This window comes from Constrictibacter sp. MBR-5, assembly GCF_040549485.1.
Classification (GTDB): domain Bacteria; phylum Pseudomonadota; class Alphaproteobacteria; order JAJUGE01; family JAJUGE01; genus Constrictibacter.
In genome coordinates, this window is record NZ_JBEPTK010000007.1 from 191,856 (window position 1) to 213,536 (window position 21,681).

At 70.0% G+C, this 21,681-nt stretch carries 19 protein-coding genes; 14 read left to right on the top strand and 5 right to left on the bottom strand.

Going from position 1 to position 21,681, the window contains the following annotated elements:
• Window positions 1-14 precede the first annotated feature (14 nt).
• From ABIE65_RS16245 to ABIE65_RS16270, 6 genes are read left to right on the top strand one after another with little or no spacing between them, the layout of a single operon-like run.
• Window positions 15-1,643 carry an ABC transporter substrate-binding protein gene (locus ABIE65_RS16245; RefSeq protein WP_354079063.1) on the top strand — a complete coding sequence of 543 codons (1,629 nt, stop codon included), beginning with the start codon at window positions 15-17 and terminating at the stop codon, window positions 1,641-1,643.
• A gap of 10 nt (window positions 1,644-1,653) precedes the next feature.
• A complete protein-coding gene (locus tag ABIE65_RS16250) occupies window positions 1,654-2,667 on the top strand; it encodes an ABC transporter ATP-binding protein (protein ID WP_354079064.1) in 1,014 nt (337 codons plus the stop codon).
• Window positions 2,664-3,659 (top strand): ABC transporter ATP-binding protein, encoded by a 996-nt coding sequence (locus tag ABIE65_RS16255; RefSeq protein WP_354079065.1) that lies wholly within the window; start codon window positions 2,664-2,666, stop codon window positions 3,657-3,659. Before ABIE65_RS16250 ends, ABIE65_RS16255 begins: the two co-directional genes overlap by 4 nt.
• Window positions 3,660-3,664: 5 nt before the next feature.
• Window positions 3,665-4,600 (top strand): ABC transporter permease, encoded by a 936-nt coding sequence (locus tag ABIE65_RS16260; RefSeq protein ID WP_354079066.1) that lies wholly within the window; start codon window positions 3,665-3,667, stop codon window positions 4,598-4,600.
• 7 nt (window positions 4,601-4,607) lie between these two features.
• Window positions 4,608-5,498 carry an ABC transporter permease gene (locus ABIE65_RS16265; protein WP_354079068.1) on the top strand — a complete coding sequence of 297 codons (891 nt, stop codon included), beginning with the start codon at window positions 4,608-4,610 and terminating at the stop codon, window positions 5,496-5,498.
• Window positions 5,499-5,524: 26 nt separating this feature from the next.
• Complete coding sequence (locus tag ABIE65_RS16270; protein ID WP_354079069.1) at window positions 5,525-6,268, top strand: glycerophosphodiester phosphodiesterase family protein; 744 nt, start codon at window positions 5,525-5,527, stop codon at window positions 6,266-6,268.
• Between the two features lie 2 nt (window positions 6,269-6,270).
• Here ABIE65_RS16270 and ABIE65_RS16275 read toward each other — a convergent pair whose 3' ends face one another.
• The 3 genes from ABIE65_RS16275 to ABIE65_RS16285 all read right to left on the bottom strand — a co-directional run bounded on the left by ABIE65_RS16275 (window position 6,271) and on the right by ABIE65_RS16285 (window position 9,177).
• Window positions 6,271-6,789, bottom strand: coding sequence for a Zn-ribbon domain-containing OB-fold protein (locus ABIE65_RS16275; RefSeq protein ID WP_354079070.1), 519 nt, complete (start codon window positions 6,787-6,789; stop codon window positions 6,271-6,273).
• Between the two features lie 14 nt (window positions 6,790-6,803).
• Window positions 6,804-8,069: a thiolase C-terminal domain-containing protein gene (locus ABIE65_RS16280; RefSeq protein ID WP_354079071.1), complete on the bottom strand. Its 1,266-nt coding sequence runs from the start codon at window positions 8,067-8,069 to the stop codon at window positions 6,804-6,806.
• Window positions 8,070-8,718: 649 nt separating this feature from the next.
• The gene (locus tag ABIE65_RS16285; RefSeq protein WP_354079072.1) at window positions 8,719-9,177 is read right to left on the bottom strand and encodes a winged helix-turn-helix transcriptional regulator; all 459 of its coding nucleotides are present in this window, start codon (window positions 9,175-9,177) and stop codon (window positions 8,719-8,721) included.
• 96 nt (window positions 9,178-9,273) lie between these two features.
• Here ABIE65_RS16285 and ABIE65_RS16290 point away from each other — a divergent pair, with 96 nt between their 5' ends.
• Complete coding sequence (locus tag ABIE65_RS16290) at window positions 9,274-10,011, top strand: SDR family oxidoreductase (RefSeq protein WP_354079073.1); 738 nt, start codon at window positions 9,274-9,276, stop codon at window positions 10,009-10,011.
• Between the two features lie 5 nt (window positions 10,012-10,016).
• Window positions 10,017-10,646 (top strand): 2-hydroxychromene-2-carboxylate isomerase, encoded by a 630-nt coding sequence (locus ABIE65_RS16295; protein WP_354079075.1) that lies wholly within the window; start codon window positions 10,017-10,019, stop codon window positions 10,644-10,646.
• Here the strand turns inward: ABIE65_RS16295 and ABIE65_RS16300 are convergent.
• Window positions 10,643-12,238: a hypothetical protein gene (locus ABIE65_RS16300; protein WP_354079076.1), complete on the bottom strand. Its 1,596-nt coding sequence runs from the start codon at window positions 12,236-12,238 to the stop codon at window positions 10,643-10,645. The genes ABIE65_RS16295 and ABIE65_RS16300 overlap by 4 nt on opposite strands.
• A 243-nt stretch (window positions 12,239-12,481) precedes the next feature.
• On the opposite strand from ABIE65_RS16300, the gene ABIE65_RS16305 reads away from it, so the two are divergent.
• From ABIE65_RS16305 to cydC, 3 genes are all read left to right on the top strand, one after another.
• Window positions 12,482-12,712: a hypothetical protein gene (locus ABIE65_RS16305; protein WP_354079077.1), complete on the top strand. Its 231-nt coding sequence runs from the start codon at window positions 12,482-12,484 to the stop codon at window positions 12,710-12,712.
• Window positions 12,709-14,103, top strand: a complete 1,395-nt coding sequence (locus ABIE65_RS16310) for a class I SAM-dependent methyltransferase (protein ID WP_354079078.1) — start codon at window positions 12,709-12,711, stop codon at window positions 14,101-14,103. Before ABIE65_RS16305 ends, ABIE65_RS16310 begins: the two co-directional genes overlap by 4 nt.
• A 114-nt stretch (window positions 14,104-14,217) precedes the next feature.
• The gene (cydC, locus tag ABIE65_RS16315; protein WP_354079079.1) at window positions 14,218-17,793 is read left to right on the top strand and encodes a thiol reductant ABC exporter subunit CydC; all 3,576 of its coding nucleotides are present in this window, start codon (window positions 14,218-14,220) and stop codon (window positions 17,791-17,793) included.
• Here the strand turns inward: cydC and ABIE65_RS16320 are convergent, their stop codons facing one another.
• Entirely contained in the window at window positions 17,794-18,795 is a 1,002-nt protein-coding gene (locus ABIE65_RS16320) for a glutathione S-transferase N-terminal domain-containing protein (protein WP_354079080.1), read from the bottom strand. It abuts the gene before it with no gap.
• A 181-nt stretch (window positions 18,796-18,976) separates the two neighbouring features.
• Between ABIE65_RS16320 and ABIE65_RS16325 the strand changes: the two genes are divergently transcribed.
• The 3 genes from ABIE65_RS16325 to ABIE65_RS16335 are packed head-to-tail and all read left to right on the top strand — an operon-like array spanning window position 18,977 to window position 21,665.
• Window positions 18,977-19,459 carry a nuclear transport factor 2 family protein gene (locus tag ABIE65_RS16325; protein WP_354079081.1) on the top strand — a complete coding sequence of 161 codons (483 nt, stop codon included), beginning with the start codon at window positions 18,977-18,979 and terminating at the stop codon, window positions 19,457-19,459.
• Window positions 19,456-20,685 carry an MFS transporter gene (locus ABIE65_RS16330; protein WP_354079082.1) on the top strand — a complete coding sequence of 410 codons (1,230 nt, stop codon included), beginning with the start codon at window positions 19,456-19,458 and terminating at the stop codon, window positions 20,683-20,685. The genes ABIE65_RS16325 and ABIE65_RS16330 overlap by 4 nt, the downstream gene beginning before the upstream one ends.
• Window positions 20,686-20,687: 2 nt before the next feature.
• A complete protein-coding gene (locus tag ABIE65_RS16335; protein ID WP_354079083.1) occupies window positions 20,688-21,665 on the top strand; it encodes an NADPH:quinone oxidoreductase family protein in 978 nt (325 codons plus the stop codon).
• The last annotated feature ends 16 nt before the right edge of the window (window positions 21,666-21,681 follow it).

Below are 21,681 nucleotides of genomic sequence, written 5' to 3' on the forward strand. Positions count from 1 at the left end.
GAACGGAGAGTTCCATGCCCCGCATCACACGCCGCGGCTTCATCGCAACGAGCATGGCCGCAGGCGCCCTCGCCGCGACGCCGCGCCTGCTGTTCGCCGACAGCCTGAAGCGGCCGACCATCACCATCGCCGTCCAGCAGGTGGTCAACAGCGGCGCGCTGGAGCCGCTGCGCGAGCAGAGCAACGTCGGCGCCCGCATCTTCTACTCGATCTTCGACCATCTTATCGACGCGGACCGGCAGGGCGACCTGTCGCTGAAGCCCGGCCTCGCCACCGAGTGGAAGCGCATCGACGAGAAGACGCTGGAGTTGAAGCTCCGCCGGGGCGTCAAGTTCCACAACGGCGACGAGATGACCGCCGAGGACGTCGCCTTCTCCTGGGGGCCGGAACGCATGTTCGGCACGGGCCAGGAGGCGACGCAGGGAACCCTCTTCACCCGGCAGACGGGCCAGACCGGCCCCTCGCTGCCGCCCGAGGTGGCCGCGGTCGCCAAGCGCCTCTGGCCGGCCCTCGACCGGATCGAAATCGTCGACAAGTACACCGTCCGCCTCGTCAACAAGGTTCCCGACGTGACCCTCGAAGGCCGTCTCGCCCGCGCCTCGGAGGTCGTTTCGAAGCGGGCGTTCCTTGAGGCCGGCGACTGGCCGTCCTGGGCCCGCAAGCCGGTCGGCACCGGTCCTTACCGCGTCGCCGAGTTCAAGCCCGACAATCTGCTCGTCCTGGAAGCCTTCGACGAGCACTGGCTCGGCCGGCCGCCGATCGCGCGCATCCGCTTCGTCGTCGTCCCGGAAGTCGCGAGCCGCATCAACGGCCTGCTCTCCGGCGAGTACGACTTCATCACCGACGTTCCCCCGGACCAGATCGCCACGGTCGAGCGCGATCCGCGCTACGAGGTCGTCGGCGGACCGATCCTCAACCACCGCCTGCTCTGCTTCGCGCAGGAGCATCCGGTGCTGGCCGATCCGCGGATCCGCCGCGCCATGACTCATTCGATCGACCGGCAGCTGATCGTCGACAGCCTCTTCCTCGGCCGGACGACCGTGCCGAAGGGCCTGCAGTGGGACTATTACGGCGACATGCTGATCCGCGACTGGACGGTGCCGGCATTCGACCCGGCCCTGGCGAAGTCGCTCCTCAAGGAAGCGGGATACAAGGGCGATCCCATCCCCTACCGCGTCCTCAACAATTACTACACGAACCAGGTCCCGACCTCGCAGATCCTGATCGAGATGTGGCGCGAGGTCGGCCTGAACGTCCAGATCGAGATGAAGGAGAACTGGCAGCAGATCTTCGACAAGAGCACGGTGCGCGGCGCGCGCGACTGGTCGAACTCCGCCCCGTTCAGCGATCCCGTGAGCTCGCTCGTCAACCAGCACGGCCCGCGCGGCCAGCAACAGCAGGTCGGCGAGTGGACGAACGCCGAGTTCAACAAGCTGTCGGGCGTGCTGGAGTCCAGCACCGACCTCGAGAAGCGCCGCGCCGCCTTCCGCCGCATGCTGGAGATCGCCGAGCGCGAGGACCCCGGCTATACCGTCCTGCACCAGACCGCCCTGTTCTACGGCAAGCGCAAGGACATCGCCTGGACCTGGTCGCCGCGCCAGTCGATGGACTTCCGTGCCGGCAACTTCGCGATCAAGGCGTAAGGATCGCGTGATGTTCGGCCTCGCACCGCCGCCCATCCTCGAGATCGCCGGCCTGACCGTCGATTTCGACACGGGCAAACGGATCGTCCGGGCGGTGCACGGCGTCGACCTCAAGCTCGGGCGCGGCGAAGCGCTCGGGCTGGTCGGCGAGAGCGGCAGCGGCAAGAGCGTCACCTGGATGGCGGTCATGCGGCTGCTCGGGCCCCGGGCGCGCATCGGCGGCGAGATCCTGCTGGACGGCGCCTCGATCCCCGACATGCCGGAGCCGGCGGTCGAGAAGCTGCGTGGCCGCCGCATGGCGATGATCTTCCAGGACGCGACCAGCGCCCTGAACCCCGTCCACCGCATCGGCAGCCAGCTTGCCGAGGCGGTCCGGCTGCACCGCGGCCTGAGCGGCGCATCCGCCCGCGTCGAGGCGCGCCGCCTGCTCGACCGGGTGCGCATCGCCAATGCCCAGCAGCGGCTCGACGAATACCCCCACCAGCTGTCCGGCGGCATGAACCAGCGCGTGATGATCGCGATGGCGCTGGCGGGCGCCCCCGACCTGCTGATCGCCGACGAGCCGACCACGGCGCTCGACGCGACGATCCAGGCACAGATCCTCGACCTGCTGCGCGAGATCCGGCGCGACAGCGGCATGGCCATGGTGCTGATCTCGCACGACCTCGGCGTCGTCGCCGAGAATTGCGACCGCATCGCCGTCATGTATGCCGGCCGCATCGTCGAGGAAGCGCCGAGCGACGCCCTCTTCGAGGATCCCCGCCATCCCTATACGCGCGGCCTGATGGCGGCACTGCCGGACCTCGACGGCCCGCGGCGCGCCCTGGTCGCGATCCCCGGCACTGTGCCGGAGCCATGGAGCCTGCCGCCCGGCTGCAGCTTCGCGCCGCGCTGTCCGGACGCCGTCCCGGCCTGCGCCGCCGGCGTTCCGCCGCTCCTGGCCTCCGGCAGCCGGCGCCGCGCCGCCTGTATCCGGGTCGCCGGCGCCGATGTCGCCGCGCCGACACGGGAACTCGTCTGGTGACGGCCCCCCTGCTGGTCGCCGACGCGATCGAGCGCCATTACGAGGTGCGCCGCGACGGCCTGCTCGGCAAGCGCCGCAGCCTGCGCGCCGTCGACGGCGTCTCCTTCGCCGTGCCGCCCGGCCGCACGCTCGGTCTCGTCGGCGAGAGCGGCTGCGGCAAGTCGACGACGGCCAAGCTCGTGCTCGGGCTGGTCCCCCTGACCGGCGGCGCGGTCCGTTTCGACGGCCAGCCGGTCCAGGCGCGCCACGACGCCAAATGGCGCCGCCAGCGCCGCGACATGCAGATGGTCTACCAGGATCCATTGGGCGCGCTCGACCGGCGCCTGCCCGTCGGACGCCAGATCATGGAGCCGCTGGCGATCCACCGCATCGGCATGCCGAACGAACGGCGCGACAGGGCCATGGCGCTGCTGGAAGCCGTCGGCCTGGGCGCCAGCCATTTCGGCCGCTATCCGCACGAACTGTCGGGTGGCCAGCGTCAGCGCATCGTCCTGGCGCGCGCGATGATCCTGGAGCCGCGCCTGCTGGTCTGCGACGAGCCGGTATCGGCCCTCGACGTCTCGATCCAGGCCCAGGTCGTCAACCTGCTCGGCGACATCCAGGCGCAGTTCGGCGTCGCCTACCTGTTCATCAGCCACGACCTGCGCATCGTGCGTCAGGTCAGCCACGAGGTCGCGGTCATGTATCTCGGCCGCGTCGTCGAACAGGGCGATCCCGACCGGCTGTTCTCCCAGCCCGAACACCCCTATACCCGAGCTCTCGTCTCCGCGATCCCGACGGCCCGCGGCGCCAAGGCGCGCGAGCGCATCCTCCTGCAGGGAGACCCGCCCAACCCCGTCGACGTCCCCTCGGGCTGCGCATTCCGCACACGCTGCGCCTGGGCGCAGCCGCTCTGCGCCGAGCGCCGGCCGGAGTTGCGACCGCTCGCCGACGGCACGCGTGTCGCCTGCCACATGACGCACGGCGACATCGCCGCACGCCGGGCGGCGTAGCCACCATGCTGCGCTACCTCGCCACCCGCCTCTTGCGCGCCTTGCTGACGATCCTGGCCGTCAGCACGTTCGCCTTCGCGATCCTCAACCTGTCCGGCGATCCCGCCCTGCTGATCATGTCGGTCGACGCGCCGCCGGAGGCGATCGAGGCATTCCGCAAGTCCTGGGGCCTCGACCGTCCGATGTGGGTGCAGTACCTGCACTTCCTCGACAATGCGCTGCACGGCGACCTGGGCCGCTCGATGCGCGACGGTCGCGACGCCTTCACCGTCGTCTGGGAACGGGTGCCGGCGACGCTCGCCCTCACCCTTCCCGCCTTCGCGCTCAAGATCGGTATCGGCGTGTCGGCCGGCATCTTCGCCGCGCTCCACCGCAACGCCTTCGCCGACCGGATGACGATGACGCTTTCGGTCGCCGGCTACACCATGCCGAGCTTCGTCCTCGGGCTCGTCCTGGCGCTGGTGTTCGCGGTCAATCTCGGCTGGCTGCCGTCGGGCGGCTACGGCACCGTGCAGCACGCCATCCTGCCGGTGATCACGCTCAGCCTCGCCGGTGCCGCCGTGCTGGCGCGCTTCACCCGCTCGGCGATGATCGAAGTGCTGGGCCAGCCCTATATCCGGGCTGCCACGGCCAAGGGCCTACCGTGGCGCCGCGTCGTCACCGGGCACGCCCTGCCGAATGCCGCGATCCCCACCGTCACCGTCATCGGCTTCATGATCGGCGGCCTGATCGCCGGTGCCGTGGTGGTCGAGAGCGTTTTCTCCTGGCCCGGCGTCGGACGGTTGCTGGTCGTCGCCGTCGCCAACCGCGACCTCGCCGTGGTGCAGTCGATCCTGCTGCTGATCGCCTCCTGCATGGTCGTCGCCAACCTGCTGGTCGACCTCACCTATGGATGGATCGACCCCCGCGTCCGCACCCACCGCGCCGCCGGAGCGGGCTGAGACACCGATGACCATATCCGTACGCCCCCCTGTCGCAGCCACGGCGCCCGCGCCCAGCCGGCGCAGCCGCTTCCTCACCGCCTGGCCGCCCGGCGTCATCCTGGCGATCGCCTGGATCGTCGCCATGCTGTTCGTCGCGATCTTCGCCGACCAGCTGTCGCCGCAGGGTTTCACCAAGATGGACCTGCGCGCGCGGCTCGCCGATCCGTGGGGCTTCGGCGGCACGACCGCGCACCTGCTCGGCACCGACGAACTGGGCCGTGACGTGCTCAGCCGGCTGATCCATTCGATCCGCATGAGCCTGCTGGTCGCCTTCCTGGGCACCCTCCTCTCCGCCTTCATCGGCATCTCGGTGGGCTTCCTCGCCGCGCATTTCCGCGGCTGGATCGAGGAGGCGATGATGGCGCTGGCCGACATGCAGGCCTCGCTGCCCTTCATGATCATCGCGCTGGCGGTGCTCGCCTTCTTCGGCAACAGCCTGCCGCTGTTCATCGCGCTGATGGGCCTGAACAATTGGGAGCGGTTCGCCCGCATCGCGCGCGGCCTCGCCATCGCCGCCAGCGAGCAGGGCTATGCCGGTGCGGTGCGCCATCTCGGCGGCTCGCCCTGGCGCGTCTACGGGCTGCACATCCTGCCCAACATCGCCGGGACGCTGCTGGTCAGCATGACCCTCAGCTTCCCTGAGATCATCCTGCTGGAATCGGGCCTCTCCTTCCTCGGCCTCGGCGTCCAGCCGCCGCTCACCAGCCTCGGCAACATGGTCGGATACGGCCGCGAATACATGCAGTCGGCCCCCTGGATCATGCTGGCGCCAAGCGTCATCATCGTGCTGACGACGCTCGCGATCAGCATCCTCGGCGACTGGCTGCGCGACCGCCTCGACCCGACCCTACGCTGAGCCCACCCTGCGCTGAGGGAAACCGCATGACCGAGATCGCCTCGCACCGCGGCGGAGCCCTGCTCTGGCCGGAGAACAGCCCGACGGCCTTCTATGGCACCGTCGAGCTCGGGGTCGAGCAGGTCGAGTTCGACGTGCATCCGACCCGCGACGGCCGGCTGGTGGTGATCCACGACGCGACGGTCGACCGCACCACCGACGGCACCGGCCGCGTCTGCGACATCGACTGGCACGCCCTGTCGCAGCTCCGCATCAAGGGCACCGGCGCCGATCGGATTCCGCTCCTCGACGAGGTGATCGAGATCTTCCGCCCCACCGGCCTCACCCTGCGCCTGGAGATCAAGCCCGACGCCGACGGCCGCCCCTACCCCGGGCATGTGGGCGAGATCCTGAACGCCCTGCGCCGCCACGACGTGCTCGAGCGCACGGTGATCACCGCATTCCAGCTCTCGACGCTGGAAGAGGTGACCCGCCAAGCGGCGCCCAAGGACCTGATCTGGCTGGTGGCACAGCATGTCCTGCGCGACATCGGCGACATCGACGACCTGATCGGCCTCGCCCGCCGCCGCGGTGCCCTGGCGCTCGCCATCCACGGCCGGCAGGTGACGGCCGACATGGTCGCCGCCTGCCGCGCGGCCGGCCTCGGCGCCGGCTGCTACGCCTGCAGCGACGAGCCGACCATTTCCAATGCCCTCGCCCTCGGCGTCGACGTCTTCACCACCGACCGCCCGGACCTCGCCCTGGCGATGCGGAGCGCCCGCGCCGCCTGAGCCTACTCCTGCGCGTAGCGCCAGGGCGTCGCGGGCTGGTCCGCCGCCTCGTCCAGGGTCCACATCGGCAGCGACAGGCCCTCGGACACGTCGCGGAAGACCATGCGCATGCGCGAGCCGATGCCGATCGTCTTGACCATCTCGGGCGGCGCCATCTCGCCGTCCGGCGTCACGAAGTTGCCGACGACGCGCAGGGCGTCGTGCTCGGTCGGCTTGCCCTTCTGCGTGTCGAGTTCGACGAGCAGGACCATGTAGGGCGTGTGCCCCTTGAACCCCGGCTGGATGGCGTGGTGCACCTCGGCATAGGAGTAGACCGTGCCCCTCCCCTCGACCGGCGTCCACGTCTGCTCCGGATTGCCGCAGAAGGGACAGGTCGTCGTCGGCGGATAGTGCAGCAGGTCGCACTTCGCGCATTGCTGCAGATGGAACGCGTGCTTCGCGCAGTGGCCGAAATAGCCCAGGTTCTCGGTGTCGAGGTCGAGCACCGTGAGCGTCATCCCCATATGATCGCCTTGCAGCATCTGCCGGTCCTCCCTCACGCCCGCGCCATGATCATGGCGGACCCGGTGCCCGGATGCGCCCAGCCCAGATTCGCCGTCACGTTCACGTCCTTCACTTGGCGGCAGCGGCCGTTGTGGCCGTAGTCGTAGGTGTGCTGGCGCTTGCCGTCCGGCCCGATCGGGCAGTCGTCGTCCACCTCGCCGCGGATCTGGCGCACGTTCTCGATCACCATGTTCATGCCGTGCGTATAGCCCTCGCACAGATGGCCGCCGCTGGTGTTGTTCGGCCGCCGCCCGCCCAGGCGCATGGTGCCGTCCGAGACGTACTGGCCGCCCTCGCCCTTCCTGCAGAAGCCGTAATCCTCAAGCTGCAGCATGGTCGTGAAGGTGAAGGCGTCGTAGGAGCCGGTGACGTCCACGTCCTCCGGCCCGAGGCCGGCGTTCGGCCACAGGATGTCCTTGCCGTAATGCCCGGCAACGGTGGTGATCGGACCGCGCTGATAGTGCATGTCGATGCGCGGCTTGCAGACACGGCCGACGACCGAACGGATCAGCGCCGGCGGGTTCCGGCAGTCCTTCGCCCGGTCGGCGCTGGTGACGATCACGCAGGTGGCGTTGTCGGTCTCGACGCAGCAGTCCAGCAGGTGCAGCGGCTTGCAGATCATGCGGCTGTTCAGCACTTCGTCCACCGTCACCGGCTTCGGGTAGAGCGCCTTGGGGTTGCGCGACGCATGCTCGGAATGGATGACCTTGACCATGGCCACCTGCTCCGGCGTCGTGCCGAACTCGTACATGTGGCGCAGGAAGGTGGGCGCGAACATCTGCCCGGCGCTCTGCCAGCCGTAGGCGCGGCTGTGCAGGTCGTCGCCGACGGTGGGGATCGCCGACCGTGCGCCCGTCCCGCCGATGCGCACCTGGGAGAAGCCGTTCATCGCCCGGAACACGGCGACCGTCTTGCACATGCCGGCGGCGATCACGCCGGTCGCCATGCCGATCAGCGCCTCGGTGGACGATCCGCCGCCATAGCAGTCCATGTAGAAGTTGAGGCGGATGCCCAGGTCGCCGGCGATGAAGGGCGCCGGCGTCGAATCGTTCATCGAGTAGGACAGCATGCCGTCGATGTCGCCGGCCTCCAGCCCGGCATCGCGCATCGCGTTGCCGATGGCGAGCGTCGCCAGCGACCGCGTCGTCCGGCCTGCGCCGCGCACATAGGGCGTCTCGCCCACCCCGACGATCGCGTAGCGGTCGCGCAAGGTGCGCGGCGTCGTCGTGTCGATCTCCGACACGCTGTCCAGACTCATCGGGCCATCCTCCTCCGTCGTTCTTGGGAGGACGGTAGCGCGGCGGCTTTTGTCCAGTCAAAGGGCAGATGAATTGCCGCGGCATCGCTCCGGCCCGAGCGTCGCCGCCGCTGTGCGGCCGGCCGGCCGCACGCAGAGCGGCTTCAAGGCGCCACCGACAGGGCTATCATGGTGGCGTTAAGCCTTCGGCGGGCACAATTGTCCGCGACAAGCGCATGAACTGATCGTGATGCAGATCATTCTCCGCCCGTAGCGGCTTCGAAGGACGGGAAACGGCGTGTAGCGCCGACGAAGACCGCGGTAGCGGCAGGAAGCGCCGGAGCGCTCCGAAGCTGACGCGCGAGACGATTTGCGATGCGGCGGTGGGCGCGGGTAGCACCGGCGCAGACGACACCTTCTTTTCCTGAATGTCCGCCTTGCGCAGCGCCCCCCCTGAAGGCGTGCCGGCCGACCCTGCGTCCGTCGGGGCTTCCCCACGGCCGGCGGCCGGCTCTCTGACGACCGCGTCTCCTGTCCGCATTGTGCCCTCCGCCACGAGACAGCGATGGACGCCCCAGTGCTGACGATCGAAGGACTGGAAGAGGCCGCCAACGGCTCCGGCGGCGGCGGCGCCGACGACACGCTTTCGCGTCCTAGACCATCCGGGCGGTCAGTCGCCCGCCCGGGCGCTACGCGCTTCGACGGATACGTCCCGCGGCCCCACCGCCTCGCCGCATTCCGAACATGTGAGAACGGGATCGAAAAGGTGCCCGCAGGCCTTGTGGCGGCGGAGCAGCGGTGGGCCGTCTTCGCCCGACAGGTGCGTGTCGCCCCAATGGGCGAGGCCGACGATGATCGGATAGAGCGACAGTCCCTTCTCTGTCAGGCGGTAGTCGTGCCGCGGCGGCCGCTCCCAATAGGGCACCTTCGCCAGCACCCCCGCACCGACCAGCTTGCGCAGGCGGTCGGACAGGATCGGCCGGGTCACGCCGATCTTCTCCTGGAACGCCTCGAAGCGGCGGACGCCCAGGAAGCAGTCGCGCAGGATCAGCAGCGTCCAGCGGTCGCCGACGATCGAAACGGTGCGCGCGACCGAACAATCCTCGCTTCCGATCTCGCTCCAGCGCATCCCGCCTCCGTACCCCTGCGCCGGGAGCATAGCTTGACGGGTCGTTTTCCAAACGCACACTGTGCGTATAAAAACGAAACCCAGGGTGGACATCCGATGGTGGAGCCACGGAATGCCAGCGTCGCGGTGGTCGGGGCCGGCGACTATATCGGCGCCGCCATCGCCCGAAGGTTCGCGCGCGAGGGCTACGTCGCCTTCTGCGGCCGGCGGAACGGCGACAAGCTGGCGCCTCTGGTGGCGCAGATCGAGGTGGCCGGCGGGCGCGCGCATGGGCGCAGCCTGGATGCCCGCAAGGAGGACGAGGTCGTCCGCTTCATGGCGGATGCCGACGCGGCGGCGCCGCTCGAGGTCGCCGTGTTCAACATCGGCGGCAACGTGAACTTCCCCCTGCTCGATACGACCGAGCGCGTCTTCCGCAAGGTCTGGGAAATGGCCTGCTACGCGGGCTTCCTAACCGGGCGAGAGGCGGCGCGGCGCATGCTGCCGCACGGGCGCGGCACCATCCTGCTGACCGGCGCCACCGCGAGCCTGCGCGGCGGCAAGGGCTACGCGGCCTTCGCGAGCGCCAAATTCGGCCTGCGCGCCGTGGCGCAGAGCATGGCGCGCGAGTTGGGGCCGCAGAACATCCACGTCGCGCACCTCGTCATCGACGCCGGCGTCGACACCGCATGGGTGCGCGAGCGCATCCAGAAGGCCGGCACGGTCGAGCGGCTGGAGCCGGGCCGGCTGGTGGATCCGGCCTCGATCGCCGAGACCTACTGGCAGATCCACCGCCAGCCGCCCGACGCCTGGACGCACGAACTCGACATCCGCCCCGCACCCGAGACCTGGTGAGCCGCATGACCGCGATGCCCGTCACGCCGGAGTTCCATTTCGATTTCGGCAGCCCGAACGCCTATCTGGCGCACCGCGTCATCCCGGGGATCGAGCAGCGTACCGGGACGCAATTCCGCTATGTCCCCGTCCTGCTCGGCGGCGTGTTCAAGGCGACGGGCAACCGCTCGCCCGGCGAGGCCTTCGCCGGCATCCGCAACAAGCTCGACTACGAGCGACGCGAGACCGACCGCTTCATCGCCCGGCACAGGCTCACCGCCTTCACGCGCAACCCGTTCTTCCCGGTGAACACCCTGGCGCTCATGCGCGGTGCGGCGGCCGCGGCGATCGACGGGACGCTCGACGCCTATGTCGAGGCCGCTTTCCACCATATGTGGGAGGAGCCGAAGAAGATGGACGATCCCGCGGTCATGCTGGCCGCGCTGAAGGCCTCCGGTCTCGACGCCGACCGGATCGCGGCGCGTATCCAGGACGCCGACGTGAAACAGCGGCTGATCGCCGAAACCGAGGCCTCCGTGGCGCGCGGCTGCTTCGGCTCCCCCACCTTTTTCGTCGGCGACGAGATGTGGTTCGGCAAGGACCGCCTGCGCGACGTCGAGGAAGCGATCACCGGAGCCTCTCCCGCTTCGCGCTAGTCGGCGACCCAGGAAGACGGCAGCGCGTAGGCGCGCACGGGCTCGGCATCCCTGCGCACCAGCATGACCTCCGGCACGAATCCATCCGGAACGTCGACGGCCGCCGACCCGAACGCCGACTGCGACAGGGTCTTCAGGATCTGCGAGACCGGCAGCCGCCGCTCCTCGACGCCGGCGTCGATCCCCTCGGCACGCACGGCGAACAGGGTCGAGTGGCTGGCGACGACGTCGTCGTCCGTGAAGAGGTCGATCGCTTCGAGCGTCGGGTCGTACTCTGTAAGGCGCGAGCCGTGGTCGCCGTGCACGATCACGATCGTCCGCTTTCCGCCGGGCGAATCCGCCAGCGCGGCGAGGGCCTCGCCGATCTTCGTCGTCACGCAGCGCACCTGTTCGGCATAGGCCAGCCGCCTCTCGTCCAGGCTCGACACCAGGGACTGACGCAGCCCCCATTCGCGGATCGGCTTGAGCGTGCAGTCGGCGGCGAGCACATAGGGATAGTGCGGAAGCAGCAGGTGGGCGAAGTAGGCCTGTCCCGGCCGCGCGTCACGCAGATCGTCCACCAGGCGGTTGAATGCGGCGGTCGCACTGAGCGAACCGAAGACGCTGCGCAACTGCAGTTCGATGAAGGGAAGCTCGAACCAGCCGCGGTCGCGCGCGTACAGCGCAAGTCGGTCATACGCGTTGGTCACCGCGAGGGCGACTCCCGACAGGGAGGCGAAGCCATAGGCGACGACCGATGCCTTCGCCGATACGGGCAGTGCGCTCGCGGCGACCGCGGAGAGATCGTTGATCCCGTAGACGACGCACCGGTCCACCGCCGCCTGTCCGCAATAGCCGATATAGTCGCTCTCATAGACGGTGAGATCGAAGCCCAGGGCCTCCAGTCGCTCGAAGTATGCGTTCTCGTCCAGATCGATGCCGTCCAGATGTTCCGGGGCCCACGGCTGGATGTCACCGAAGTTCAGGATCGTCGGAAGCGCGTTCACCGTGTTGTTGAAGAGGCTGTAGGCGCCGGCAAAGAGCCTGAATCCTTGGCCATCGTAGAACCCGACCACCGCATCGCGCGCGGCTTCCAGATCGGGATCACCGACCGGGAACCCCTCGATTCCCACATGCTCGTCGACCACGAGGTGCAGCAGCACCGGTTCGTCGGTCGAGCGACCCGGCGTAACGGACGATTCCGGCTGCATCGCGTTGCCCGTCGGAATGCTGGTCACGAGGTCGGCCATGAGCATGGTCGCTGCGACCGCTGCGAGCAGCGGCGTTCTTGCCCGCCCCAGAAGCAGCAGCGCGAGGGTCAGCGCCGTGACAACCAGACCGCCGTCGAAGTTGATCTGTACGGCCGAGAAGCAGAGCAGCACGATCAGCACCGTGCGCAGCCGGCGACCAGCCGCCGCATAGACGGCACTCGCCGCAGCGACCAGCGCCAGCAGCCCCAGAGAGACCAGCCCGACCTCGGGCGTGAGGAGCGGGTAGCCGTTGTGCGTCGCATAGTTGACGAACGATGCCACGAGGACGAGCGCCCCCGCTGCGGTCACCCGTAGTGGTGTCTCCTGCATCGACGTCGGACGGCCGGGCGGATCTCCGGTCACGCAATATCTCCAGATGTCATCGGCGCGGCGGGACGGGGTGCCTCCCGAGGCGAACATCGTCGGCGCCCATGCCTAAAAAAGGTTGAACGGACGCATCGCCTCCGGTGTGAGGACCGCACCGAAAGGCCGGCGATACGTCGACCGGTTGCCGCTTTCCGCAACCAAAGCGCGCTTTTGCGCCGGCTTAACGACCCGTTCACCTCCCTCGCCGAAGGTCGGAGACCAGCAACGGAGGACTGTGCATTGACGCGGATCGTCTACGACTCTGCACTCGTGATCGCGATCGTACTGGCATCGACGCAGCCGTCGCATGCCTATCTCGATCCCGGCACGGGCAGCATCGTACTGCAGGCCGTGATGGGGGCTGTCGCGTGCGGCCTGGTGCTCGGGCGCAGCTATCTCGCCCGGATCAGGGACCGGTTTCAGCAGTCGGCCGCCTGGCTCAAATCCTTCGGACGCCGCGCCCCGGAATGAGCGTGCTTCAGGCCGATCCCGCCTCGTTCCGCGACCCGGGCGGCCGCGTCTTCCTGCAGGGTCCGCGCGTACTGCGGGCGGTGATGCGCCCCAACGCGGCCGCCTACGAGGCGGCGCACGCCACCGACCTGTACGAGCGTCTCGCGGCGGACGGACTGCTGCTGCCGTCGCGCGAGATCGCCCTCGATGACCTCGCTCCGCATGCGGACAGTGCCGTGCACGCGCTCGAGCATCCGCGCATTCCCTTCGTCTCCTATCCGTACGAATGGAGCTTCTCGGTCCACCGCGCGGCGGCTCTGCTGCATCTCGACCTGCATCTTGCGGCACTGAAATCCGGTTTCACGCTCAGTGACGCCACGGCCTACAATGTGCAGTTCGAGGGCACGAAGCCGGTCTTCATCGACCACCTCTCGCTGCGCCCCTATCGCGACGGCGAGTTCTGGACCGGCCATCGCCAGTTCTGCATGCAGTTCCTGAACCCGCTGCTGTTCTGGAGCGCTTTCGGCAGCGCCCCAAACGCGTGGTTCCGCGGCAGCCTGGACGGGATTGCGCCGGAAGACATCGCGCCGCTGCTGCCGCTGCGCAGAAAGCTGTCCTGGACCGTCTTCAGCCATGTCGTCGCTCAGGCCTCGCTGCAGCGCCGGGCGATCGGCCGGAAGCCTTCCCGGGCGGGGCTGCATCAGGGCCGGCTGCCGAAGGCGGCGTTCGAAGGTCTGCTGTCCGGATTGCGCAACCACATCGCCGGCCTGAAGCCGCCGTCCGGCCGTACCGTCTGGTCGGACTATGCCGGCGCCAACAGCTACAGCGACGCCCAGGCCGCGGAAAAGCGCAGGTTCGTCCAGGAGATGGTGGCGGCGGTCCGGCCCGGCATGCTGTTCGATCTCGGCTGCAACTCCGGCGACTATTCGGCTGCGGCGCTCGATGCCGGTGCCGGCTACGTCGTCGGGTTCGACTACGACCACGCCGCGCTCGATCGCGCCTTCGACCGGTTCGGCCGGGAGGGGCGGCCGTTCCTGCCGCTCTGGCTGGATGCGGCGAACCCCAGCCCGTCGCAGGGATGGGCACAGGCGGAACGGCGCGGGCTCCGGCAGCGCGGTCCCGCCGACGCGCTCGTCGCCCTCGCCTTCATCCATCACATCGCCATCGGCCGCAACGTGCCGCTTCCGATGGCGCTCGACTGGTTGATGGATCTGGCCCCCGTCGGAGTCGTCGAGTTTCCGCCGAAGACCGACCCGATGGTGCAGCGCCTCCTCGCCCTGCGGGAGGACATCTTTCCGGACTACAACGAGGACGCCTTCCTCGCTGCCCTCGGCGCACGCGCCCGAATCGTCTCGTCGCACCACCTTTCGGCGAACGGACGCCTGCTCGTCTGGTACGACCGCAGGCCGTAAGGCGCGATTGCACCGCAGGCACCACCGGCCTGGCGACTGGGCCCGTGCCGGCCTACTGCGTGGCAACGACGCCGGAGGGACATTAGACTTCCCGCTCGCGGTGGGGAGTTCGGCATGTATTTCGATGCGCGCCTATGGGCGTTCACGGCGGGTCTGCGAGGGCGAATCGCGCTGACGGTGCTGATCGGCGTCCTGGCGGCGGCGACTGGCATCGCGCGGCTGGCGCTGCTCGGCTGGCTGATCGGCCGCATCTATGCCGGCGCACCGACGGGCGAACTCGCCGGCATCGGTGCCGCCATCGTCGCCGTGATCGCGGCGCGCGGCGTGCTGATGTACCTGAAGGAGACGACGGCTCACGCGACGGCCGCGCTGGTGCAGCGCGCGCTGCGGCGGCGCCTGCACGACCACCTCGCCGTCCTCGGCCCCGGCTATGTGGGGCAGGAGCGCAGCGGCGACGTCGCCCTCTCCCTCGTTGACGGCGTCGAGCAGCTGGAGGTCTATTTCGGCGGCTACCTGCCGCAACTCGCCATCGCCGCGCTGACGCCGCTGCTGCTGTTCGCCTTCCTCGCCTTCCTCGACCTGCCGGTGGCGGCGGTGATCCTGATCGCGGCGCTGGCGACGCTGCTGGCGCCGACGGTCTTCCACCGCTGGAACCGGCGCTTCGCGCTGCGCCGCCGCACGGCCTACGGCTCCTTCGCCTCGGACTTCCTGGACGCGATCCAGGGGCTCGGCACCCTCAAGGCCTTCGGGCAGAGCGCGCCGCGCGCCGCCGCCCTCGCCGAGCGGGCGCGCGACGTGTTCCGCACGACGATGTGGGTGCTCGCCAGCAACGCCGCGACGCACGGCATCACGGTGGCGGGCATCGCGCTCGGCACGGCGACCGCACTCGCCCTTGGGGCGCATCGCGTCGCGGCGGGCGAGATGGACCTCGCCGTCCTGCTGGTGATCGTGATGCTCGGCACCGAGGCCTTCCGGCCGCTGCGCGAACTCAGCAACCTGCTGCACTACGGCATGGTCGGGCTGTCGGCGACCGAGGGCATCGCCCGGCTGCTGGACGCGAAGCCGGAGGTGGCTGACCCGCCCGCCCCGGCCCGCCTCGCCGAACCGTTCGAGCCGACCGTCGCCTTCGAGGATGTCTCCTTCGCCTATCCGGGGGGCCGCCGGGCGGCGCACGACGCCCTCTCCTTCCGGGTCGCCGCCGGCGAGCGCGTCGCCATCGTCGGCGCCAGCGGTGCCGGCAAGTCGTCGATCCTGCGCCTGCTGCTGCGGCTCTACGATCCGCAGGGCGGCAGCATCCGCCTGGGCGGCGTCGACCTGCGCGCCCTCGCCCTCGCCGACATCCGCGCCCGCATCGCCGTGGTCAGCCAGGACACGGTCCTGTTCCACGGCACGGTGGAGGAGAACATCCGGCTCGGCCGGCCGGATGCGAGCTGGGCCGAGGTCGAGGCCGCCGCCCGCGCCGCCAATGCGCACGGCTTCGTCTCGGACCTGCCGCAGGGCTATGCGACGCTGGTCGGCGAGCGCGGCGTGCGGCTGTCGGGCGGCCAGCGGCAGCGCATCGCCATCGCCCGCGCCCTGCTGCGCGACGCGCCGATCCTGGTGCTCGACGAGGCGCTGTCCGCCGTCGACGCCGAGAACGAGTGGATCATCCAGGAGGCGCTCGACCGCCTGATGCGCGACCGCACCACGCTGATCTTCGCGCACCGCCTGTCGAGCGTGATCGGCGCCGACCGGATCCTGGTCCTCGACCGCGGCCGCATCGTCGAGACCGGCACGCACGGCGACCTGATGCGCGCCGGCGGGGTCTACGCCACCCTGATGGCGGAGCAGGCCGCCGAGGCGCGCGGCGCCGACTCCGGTTCGGTGCGCGCGCCGCTCGCCGACTTACCCACGGCTGCACGGCAGGAGCCGGAGGAGACGGAGACCGACTCGATCCTCGCGGCGCACGACATGGGCACGCTGGCCGTCTTCCGCGAATTGCTGCGCCTCGTGGCCCCGTGGAAGGGGAAGCTGATCGGGGCGCTGGTTCTCGGCATCCTGCGGGTCGTCACGCTGATCGGCGTCGGCGTCGCCGGCGGTCTCGTGGTCCTGGCGCTGAAGCAGGGCGAGCCCTACGGCCCCTGGCTGGCGCTGCTGTTCGTGCTGGCGCCGGCGACGGCGATCCTGCACTGGCTCGAATCCTGGGTGTCGCACGACGTCGCCTTCCGCCTGCTGTCGGAAATGCGGATCGCGCTGTTCGCCAAGATCGACCGGCTGGCGCCGGCCTGGCTGGTGCGGCGGCGGACCGGCGACCTCGTCGGCATGGCGACCCACGACGTCGAGCTGATCGAATATTTCTTCGCCCACACCATCGCACCGGCCTTCGTCGCGGTGCTCGTCCCGGGCGCCGTGCTGGCGACCCTGCTGCTCAGCGGCTGGCAGCTGGCCGCCGTCCTGCTGCCGTTCCTGCTCCTCGTCGGCGCCACGCCGTTCCTCGCGCGGCGGCGGCTCGACCGGGCGGGTGCGGGCTCCCGCGCCGCCCTCGCCGGCCTCAACGCCCACGCGATCGACGGCATCCAGGGCATGGCCGAGGTCGTCGCCTACGGCCAGCAGGCGGCGCGCGGTGACGCCCTCGACCGCCTCGGCGACGCCTATTATCGCGCGCGCCTGCCCTTCTTCCGCGACCTCGCCGTCCAGAAGGCGGTGCTCGACGCGGCGATCGGCCTGGGCGGCCTCGCGGTGGTGGCCGTCGGCGCGATGCTGGTCACCGCCGGCACCTTGGAGGCGGCGATGCTGCCGCTGCTGGCGATCCTGGCGATGGCCGCCTTCCTGCCGGTCGCGGAGATCGCCGAGATCGGCCGGCGCCTCGCCGACACCATCGCCGCCACCCGGCGCGTCCACGGCATCCACGCCGAGCCCGTGCCGGTGCAGGACGGCCCCGGCGTCGGCGAGGACGCGATCGACTCCGCCGCCCCGGCCGTCGCCATGCGCGGCGTCACCTTCACCTATCCGGGCCGCACGCGGCCGGCGCTGCAGGACGTCGGCTTCGCGGCCCCGGCCGGCGCCACGGTCGCCATCGTCGGTCCCTCGGGCGCGGGCAAGAGCACCATCGCGCAGCTGCTGCTGCGCTTCTGGGACCCCGAGGCGGGCACGGTCAGCGTGAACGGCCGCGACGCCAGGGACTGGACGCTCGATGCCCTGCGCCGGCGCATCGCGCTGGTCGCTCAGGACACCTACCTCTTCAACGACACCCTGCGCGGCAACATCGCCATCGCCCGACCCGACGCCAGCGAGGCCGAACTGATGGCGGCCATCGACCATGCCGCCCTGTCGGAGTTCGTCGCGGCACTGCCGCGCGGCCTCGACACCATGGTGGGCGAGCGCGGCACGCAGCTCTCGGGGGGCCAGCGCCAGCGCGTCGCCATCGCCCGCGCCTTCCTGAAGGATGCGCCGATCCTGGTCCTCGACGAGGCGACCTCGCACCTCGACGCGCTCAGCGAGATCCAGGTCCGCAAGGCGCTCGACCGGCTGATGGCGGACCGCACGACGCTGGTCATCGCGCACCGCCTGTCGACCGTCCGCAATGCCGACCTGATCCTGGTGATGGACGACGGCCGGCTGGTCGAGCAGGGGACGCACGCCGCCCTGCTCGCCCGCAATGGCCTCTACGCGCACCTGGTCGCGCGCCAGATGGCGGGTGCCGCCGCCTGATCAGTCGAAGGCGGCGAGGCAGCCCGTCGCGCCGAGCACGTCGCGGACCCGGCGGGCCGGCTCTCCCTCCAGGGCGGCGTACTCGTCGCGCAGCCATTGCAGGCACTTCGCCTGATAGCCGAAGGGCGCCTGCTCGTAGCGCCCGCCCGGCAGGTCGAGGCCGAAGCCCGCCTCCCCGGCATCCGCCGCCCGCGCATTGGCCAGCAGGAACGGCAGATAGACCTCGCCGGCATGCTTCAGAAGGTCGATCACCACCGCCGGCAACGGCGCCGCCGGATCGATCCAGCTGCCCTCCATGCCCGACGCGTCGTCGAGCTGGCGCAGCCAGTGCTCGACCATCGGCGCCGTGGTCTGGATCAGGCGCCCCGGCGTCGGATCGGTGTCCAGCGTCTTCAGCTGGCCGAACAGGCCGAAATCGGCGAGGGCCGGCCGGCTGCCGAACAGGAAGCGGCCGTGCCCCACATGCGCCTCCAAGATCGCCAGCACCCGCCGCAGGCTCTCCTTGATGACGGGCGCGTTCTCCGGCGTGCAGCCGACCAGTGGCATGCGGCCGACCTGACGGTCGCGGATCGCCCGGACCGCCTCCTCGAACGCCTCCCCCGACAGGTCGGGCCGCGAATCGGCGATGATCCAGCGGCTGCAATAGGCCTGGTCCTCGGGCGCCTCCCAGCGATAGAGGAACATCGCCTTGGTCACCCACTCGTCGGCCATGTCCTCGATCAGGTGGCTGAGAAAGGCGAGCCCGGGATCCTCCGGAACGATGCCGCGCCCGTCCGGATGGCGCCGCTCCAATTCGTAGGCGATCGGCGTCGAATCCAGGAGATAGCGCCCGTCCTCGGGCAGGCGCAGCGCTGGCACGAGCTGGACCTTCAGGCCGGCCATCTCCGCCCGGACCGCGGGCGTCCGCAGGACCCAGTCGAACGGCAGGCGCCGGTAGCGCATGATGGATCGCAACTTGACTGAATAGGGCGACCCGTTGGAGCCGACGAGACGATAGCGCATGCTCATTCCTTCCGGACATGCCGCGGGAGGACCGAATCGTCTGGCCCGGCCGCACTCTCCCCGCGGCGACATCGCGGGACGCTAGCGGGCCGCGGCGTGGCCGGCAACGGCCCGCCCCGAGGTGACTCGGGTGGTGCGGGGCTCCCTTGTCCTCTCCGGCCTTAGCCCGGAGAATGGCGCCATGGAGGAAACGATGAGTTTCATGTCACTACTCGACAGCTTCACGAAGGCGGTCGAATCCGGAAACGGCGAGCGGCTCGGCGCCCTGTTCTCACCCGACGGCGTCTATCACGACACGTTCTACGGGGCCTTCACCGGCCCGACGGCGATCGCCGGAATGCTCGAAGGACATTTCTGGCGGGATGCGCACGACTTCCGCTGGGACATGCTCGACCCCGTGCACGAGGGCGACCGCGGCTATGCCCGGTGGGTTTTCAGCTACACGTCCAAGCTGCCGGAGGCGAAGGGGCGCCGCGTCGTGTTCGAGGGCATGAGCAAGTTCGAGCTGTCCGGGACGCTGATCCGCCACTATGGCGAGGTCTTCGACATCGGCATCGCCCTGACGCAGACGAACTTCGCCCCCGAGCGCGTGCACCGGATTCTCCAGCGTGCCGCGGAAGGCGTCCGCCAGCGCCACGTCGACAGCCGGCATCTGCACGATTGACCGGGCAGGACACGCCGGCCGCACGACAGTCGAACGCCATGGTCGCGGTCCTGGTGGCCGCGATGCTCGCCGTGCAGGCACTCGGCTCGATGGCCAACCTGACGCTCGCGGTGATGGCGCCCGCGGCGGCACCCGACTTCGGCATCGCGCCGAGTTGGATCGGCATGTATTCCGGCATCATGTATGTCGGCGCGGTCGTCTCCACGCTGGTCAGCGGCGGCTTCGTCTCGCGCTGGGGGCCGATCCGCGTCAGCCAGGTGTCGCTCGTCGCCTCGGCTGCGGGACTGGCGCTGCTGCCGACCGGTGCGGCGTGGATGCTGGTGCCCAGCGCGCTGCTGGTCGGCCTCGGCTACGGCCCGATGACGCCGGCCAGTTCGCACCTGCTGGCACGCCGGACGCCGCAGCGATTCATGTCGCTGATCTTCTCGGTCAAGCAGACCGGCGTGCCGATCGGCTACGCCATCGCCGGCTCGCTGCTGACCGTCATCGTAGTGACCTGGGACTGGCGGACCGCCGCCTGGTCGGCTGCCGCCCTGTGCGTCGCCATGGCGGCACTCCTGCAGTTCTGGCGTGAGGATTTCGACGACGACCGCGGGGTCCGCCGGCCCTTCTCGATGAGCGCCGTGACCGGCCCGCTCCGTCTCGTCTTCTCCCATCCGCCGCTGCGGCTGCTCGCCGTCGCATCGCTCGTGTTCGCCGCCATGCAGATCGGCGTCACGGCCTTCCTCGTCACCTATCTCGCCGAGGGTGTGGGTCTCGGCCTCGTCGCGGCCGGCATGGCGCTGACCTGCGCCCAGGTCGCCGCCGTGATCGGCCGCATCCTCTGGGGTGGGCTCGCCGACAGGCTCGTCTCGCCGCGGGTGATGCTGGCCCTGCTCGGCTTCGGCATGAGCCTGTCGGTCTGGGCGGTCACGCTGTTCACCGCCGCGACGCCCTTCCTGGTGATCGCCGCCGTGTGCGCCGCGATCGGCGCCACTGTGATCGGCTGGAACGGCGTCTTCCTGGCGGAGACGGCCCGCGCCGCACCCGCCGGCCGCGTCGGCGAGGCGACCGGCGGCGTCCTCAGCGTCACCTTCTCGGGCGTCGTCCTCGGCCCGCCGGCCCTGACGCTGCTCGTGTCGGCCACCGGCGGCTACGCCTCCGGCTTCATCATCCTGGGAATCGGCACGGCCGTCGTCTCCGTGCTGTTCCTCACCACATCCGCCTATCGAACGGAGAAGAGCTGACCATGCGCGCCGTCGTCTGCCGCGAATTCGGTCCGCACGACCTGCTGAGGATCGAGGACTGGCCCGAGCCGGAACCGGGGCCGGGCGAAGTCCAGGTCGCCGTCGCCGCGGTCGGCGTCAACTATGTCGACATGCTGATGTGCGCCGGCGGCTACCAGCTGAAGCCGGAGCTGCCGTTCGTGCCCGGCCTGGAAGCGGCGGGAACGGTGCGCAAGCTGGGACCGGACGTGACCGGCGTCGCCGTGGGCGACCGGGTGATCTCCGCGCACCGGCCCGGCGCCTTCGCCGAGTATGCCGTGTGCGGCGCCGACAAGCTGTGGCCGGTGCCGGAGGGCTTCGACTTCGCCGAGGCGGCGACCTTCCGCTCGGCCTTCCACACCGCCTATCACGCCCTGGCGCAGCGCGCCCACCTGAAGGCAGGGGAGACGCTGCTGGTCCATGGCGCCTCGGGCGGCACCGGCCTCGCGGCGGTGCAGATCGGCAAGGTGATGGGCGCCCGCGTCATCGCGACGGGCGGCAGCGACGACAAGCTGGCGGAGGTCGCCCGCCTCGGCGCCGACGACGTCGTGAACTACACGAAGGGACCGCTGCGCGATGCGGTGAAGGCCCTGACCGGCGGCAAGGGCGTCGACGTCGTCTTCGACCCCGTCGGCGGTGACGTCTTCGACGAGTCGATGCGCTGTCTCAGGTGGGGCGCGCGGGTCTGCGTGATCGGCTTCACCAGCGGCCGCCGACCCGAGGCGAAGGTCAACCACGTGCTGATCAAGGGTGCGTCGATCCTCGGCATCCGCGCCGGCGAGGCGACGCGGCACGACCCGTCGCTGCTGGAAGACAGCCGCCGCACGCTCCTCGGATGGGTCGCGGAAGGCAAGCTTCGCCCGCACATCTCGCACCGCTTCACCCTGGACCAGGTCCACGAAGCGCTGCAGACGGTCGCCGACCGCAAGGTGCTCGGCAAGGCGGTGATGACGGTGGGGTGAGGATCCTCAAACCGAG

What these genes read in the sequence shown, in the direction of transcription:
- ABIE65_RS16245 (WP_354079063.1), top strand. Translation starts at nt 15, where the DNA reads ATGCCCCGCATCACACGCCGCGGCTTCATCGCAACGAGCATGGCCGCA.
- ABIE65_RS16250 (WP_354079064.1), top strand. Translation starts at nt 1,654, where the DNA reads ATGTTCGGCCTCGCACCGCCGCCCATCCTCGAGATCGCCGGCCTGACC.
- ABIE65_RS16260 (WP_354079066.1), top strand. Translation starts at nt 3,665, where the DNA reads ATGCTGCGCTACCTCGCCACCCGCCTCTTGCGCGCCTTGCTGACGATC.
- ABIE65_RS16265 (WP_354079068.1), top strand. Translation starts at nt 4,608, where the DNA reads ATGACCATATCCGTACGCCCCCCTGTCGCAGCCACGGCGCCCGCGCCC.
- ABIE65_RS16270 (WP_354079069.1), top strand. Translation starts at nt 5,525, where the DNA reads ATGACCGAGATCGCCTCGCACCGCGGCGGAGCCCTGCTCTGGCCGGAG.
- ABIE65_RS16275 (WP_354079070.1), bottom strand. Translation starts at nt 6,789, where the DNA reads ATGCTGCAAGGCGATCATATGGGGATGACGCTCACGGTGCTCGACCTC.
- ABIE65_RS16280 (WP_354079071.1), bottom strand. Translation starts at nt 8,069, where the DNA reads ATGAGTCTGGACAGCGTGTCGGAGATCGACACGACGACGCCGCGCACC.
- ABIE65_RS16285 (WP_354079072.1), bottom strand. Translation starts at nt 9,177, where the DNA reads ATGCGCTGGAGCGAGATCGGAAGCGAGGATTGTTCGGTCGCGCGCACC.
- ABIE65_RS16290 (WP_354079073.1), top strand. Translation starts at nt 9,274, where the DNA reads ATGGTGGAGCCACGGAATGCCAGCGTCGCGGTGGTCGGGGCCGGCGAC.
- ABIE65_RS16295 (WP_354079075.1), top strand. Translation starts at nt 10,017, where the DNA reads ATGACCGCGATGCCCGTCACGCCGGAGTTCCATTTCGATTTCGGCAGC.
- ABIE65_RS16310 (WP_354079078.1), top strand. Translation starts at nt 12,709, where the DNA reads ATGAGCGTGCTTCAGGCCGATCCCGCCTCGTTCCGCGACCCGGGCGGC.
- cydC (WP_354079079.1), top strand. Translation starts at nt 14,218, where the DNA reads ATGTATTTCGATGCGCGCCTATGGGCGTTCACGGCGGGTCTGCGAGGG.
- ABIE65_RS16320 (WP_354079080.1), bottom strand. Translation starts at nt 18,795, where the DNA reads ATGCGCTATCGTCTCGTCGGCTCCAACGGGTCGCCCTATTCAGTCAAG.
- ABIE65_RS16325 (WP_354079081.1), top strand. Translation starts at nt 18,977, where the DNA reads ATGGAGGAAACGATGAGTTTCATGTCACTACTCGACAGCTTCACGAAG.
- ABIE65_RS16335 (WP_354079083.1), top strand. Translation starts at nt 20,688, where the DNA reads ATGCGCGCCGTCGTCTGCCGCGAATTCGGTCCGCACGACCTGCTGAGG.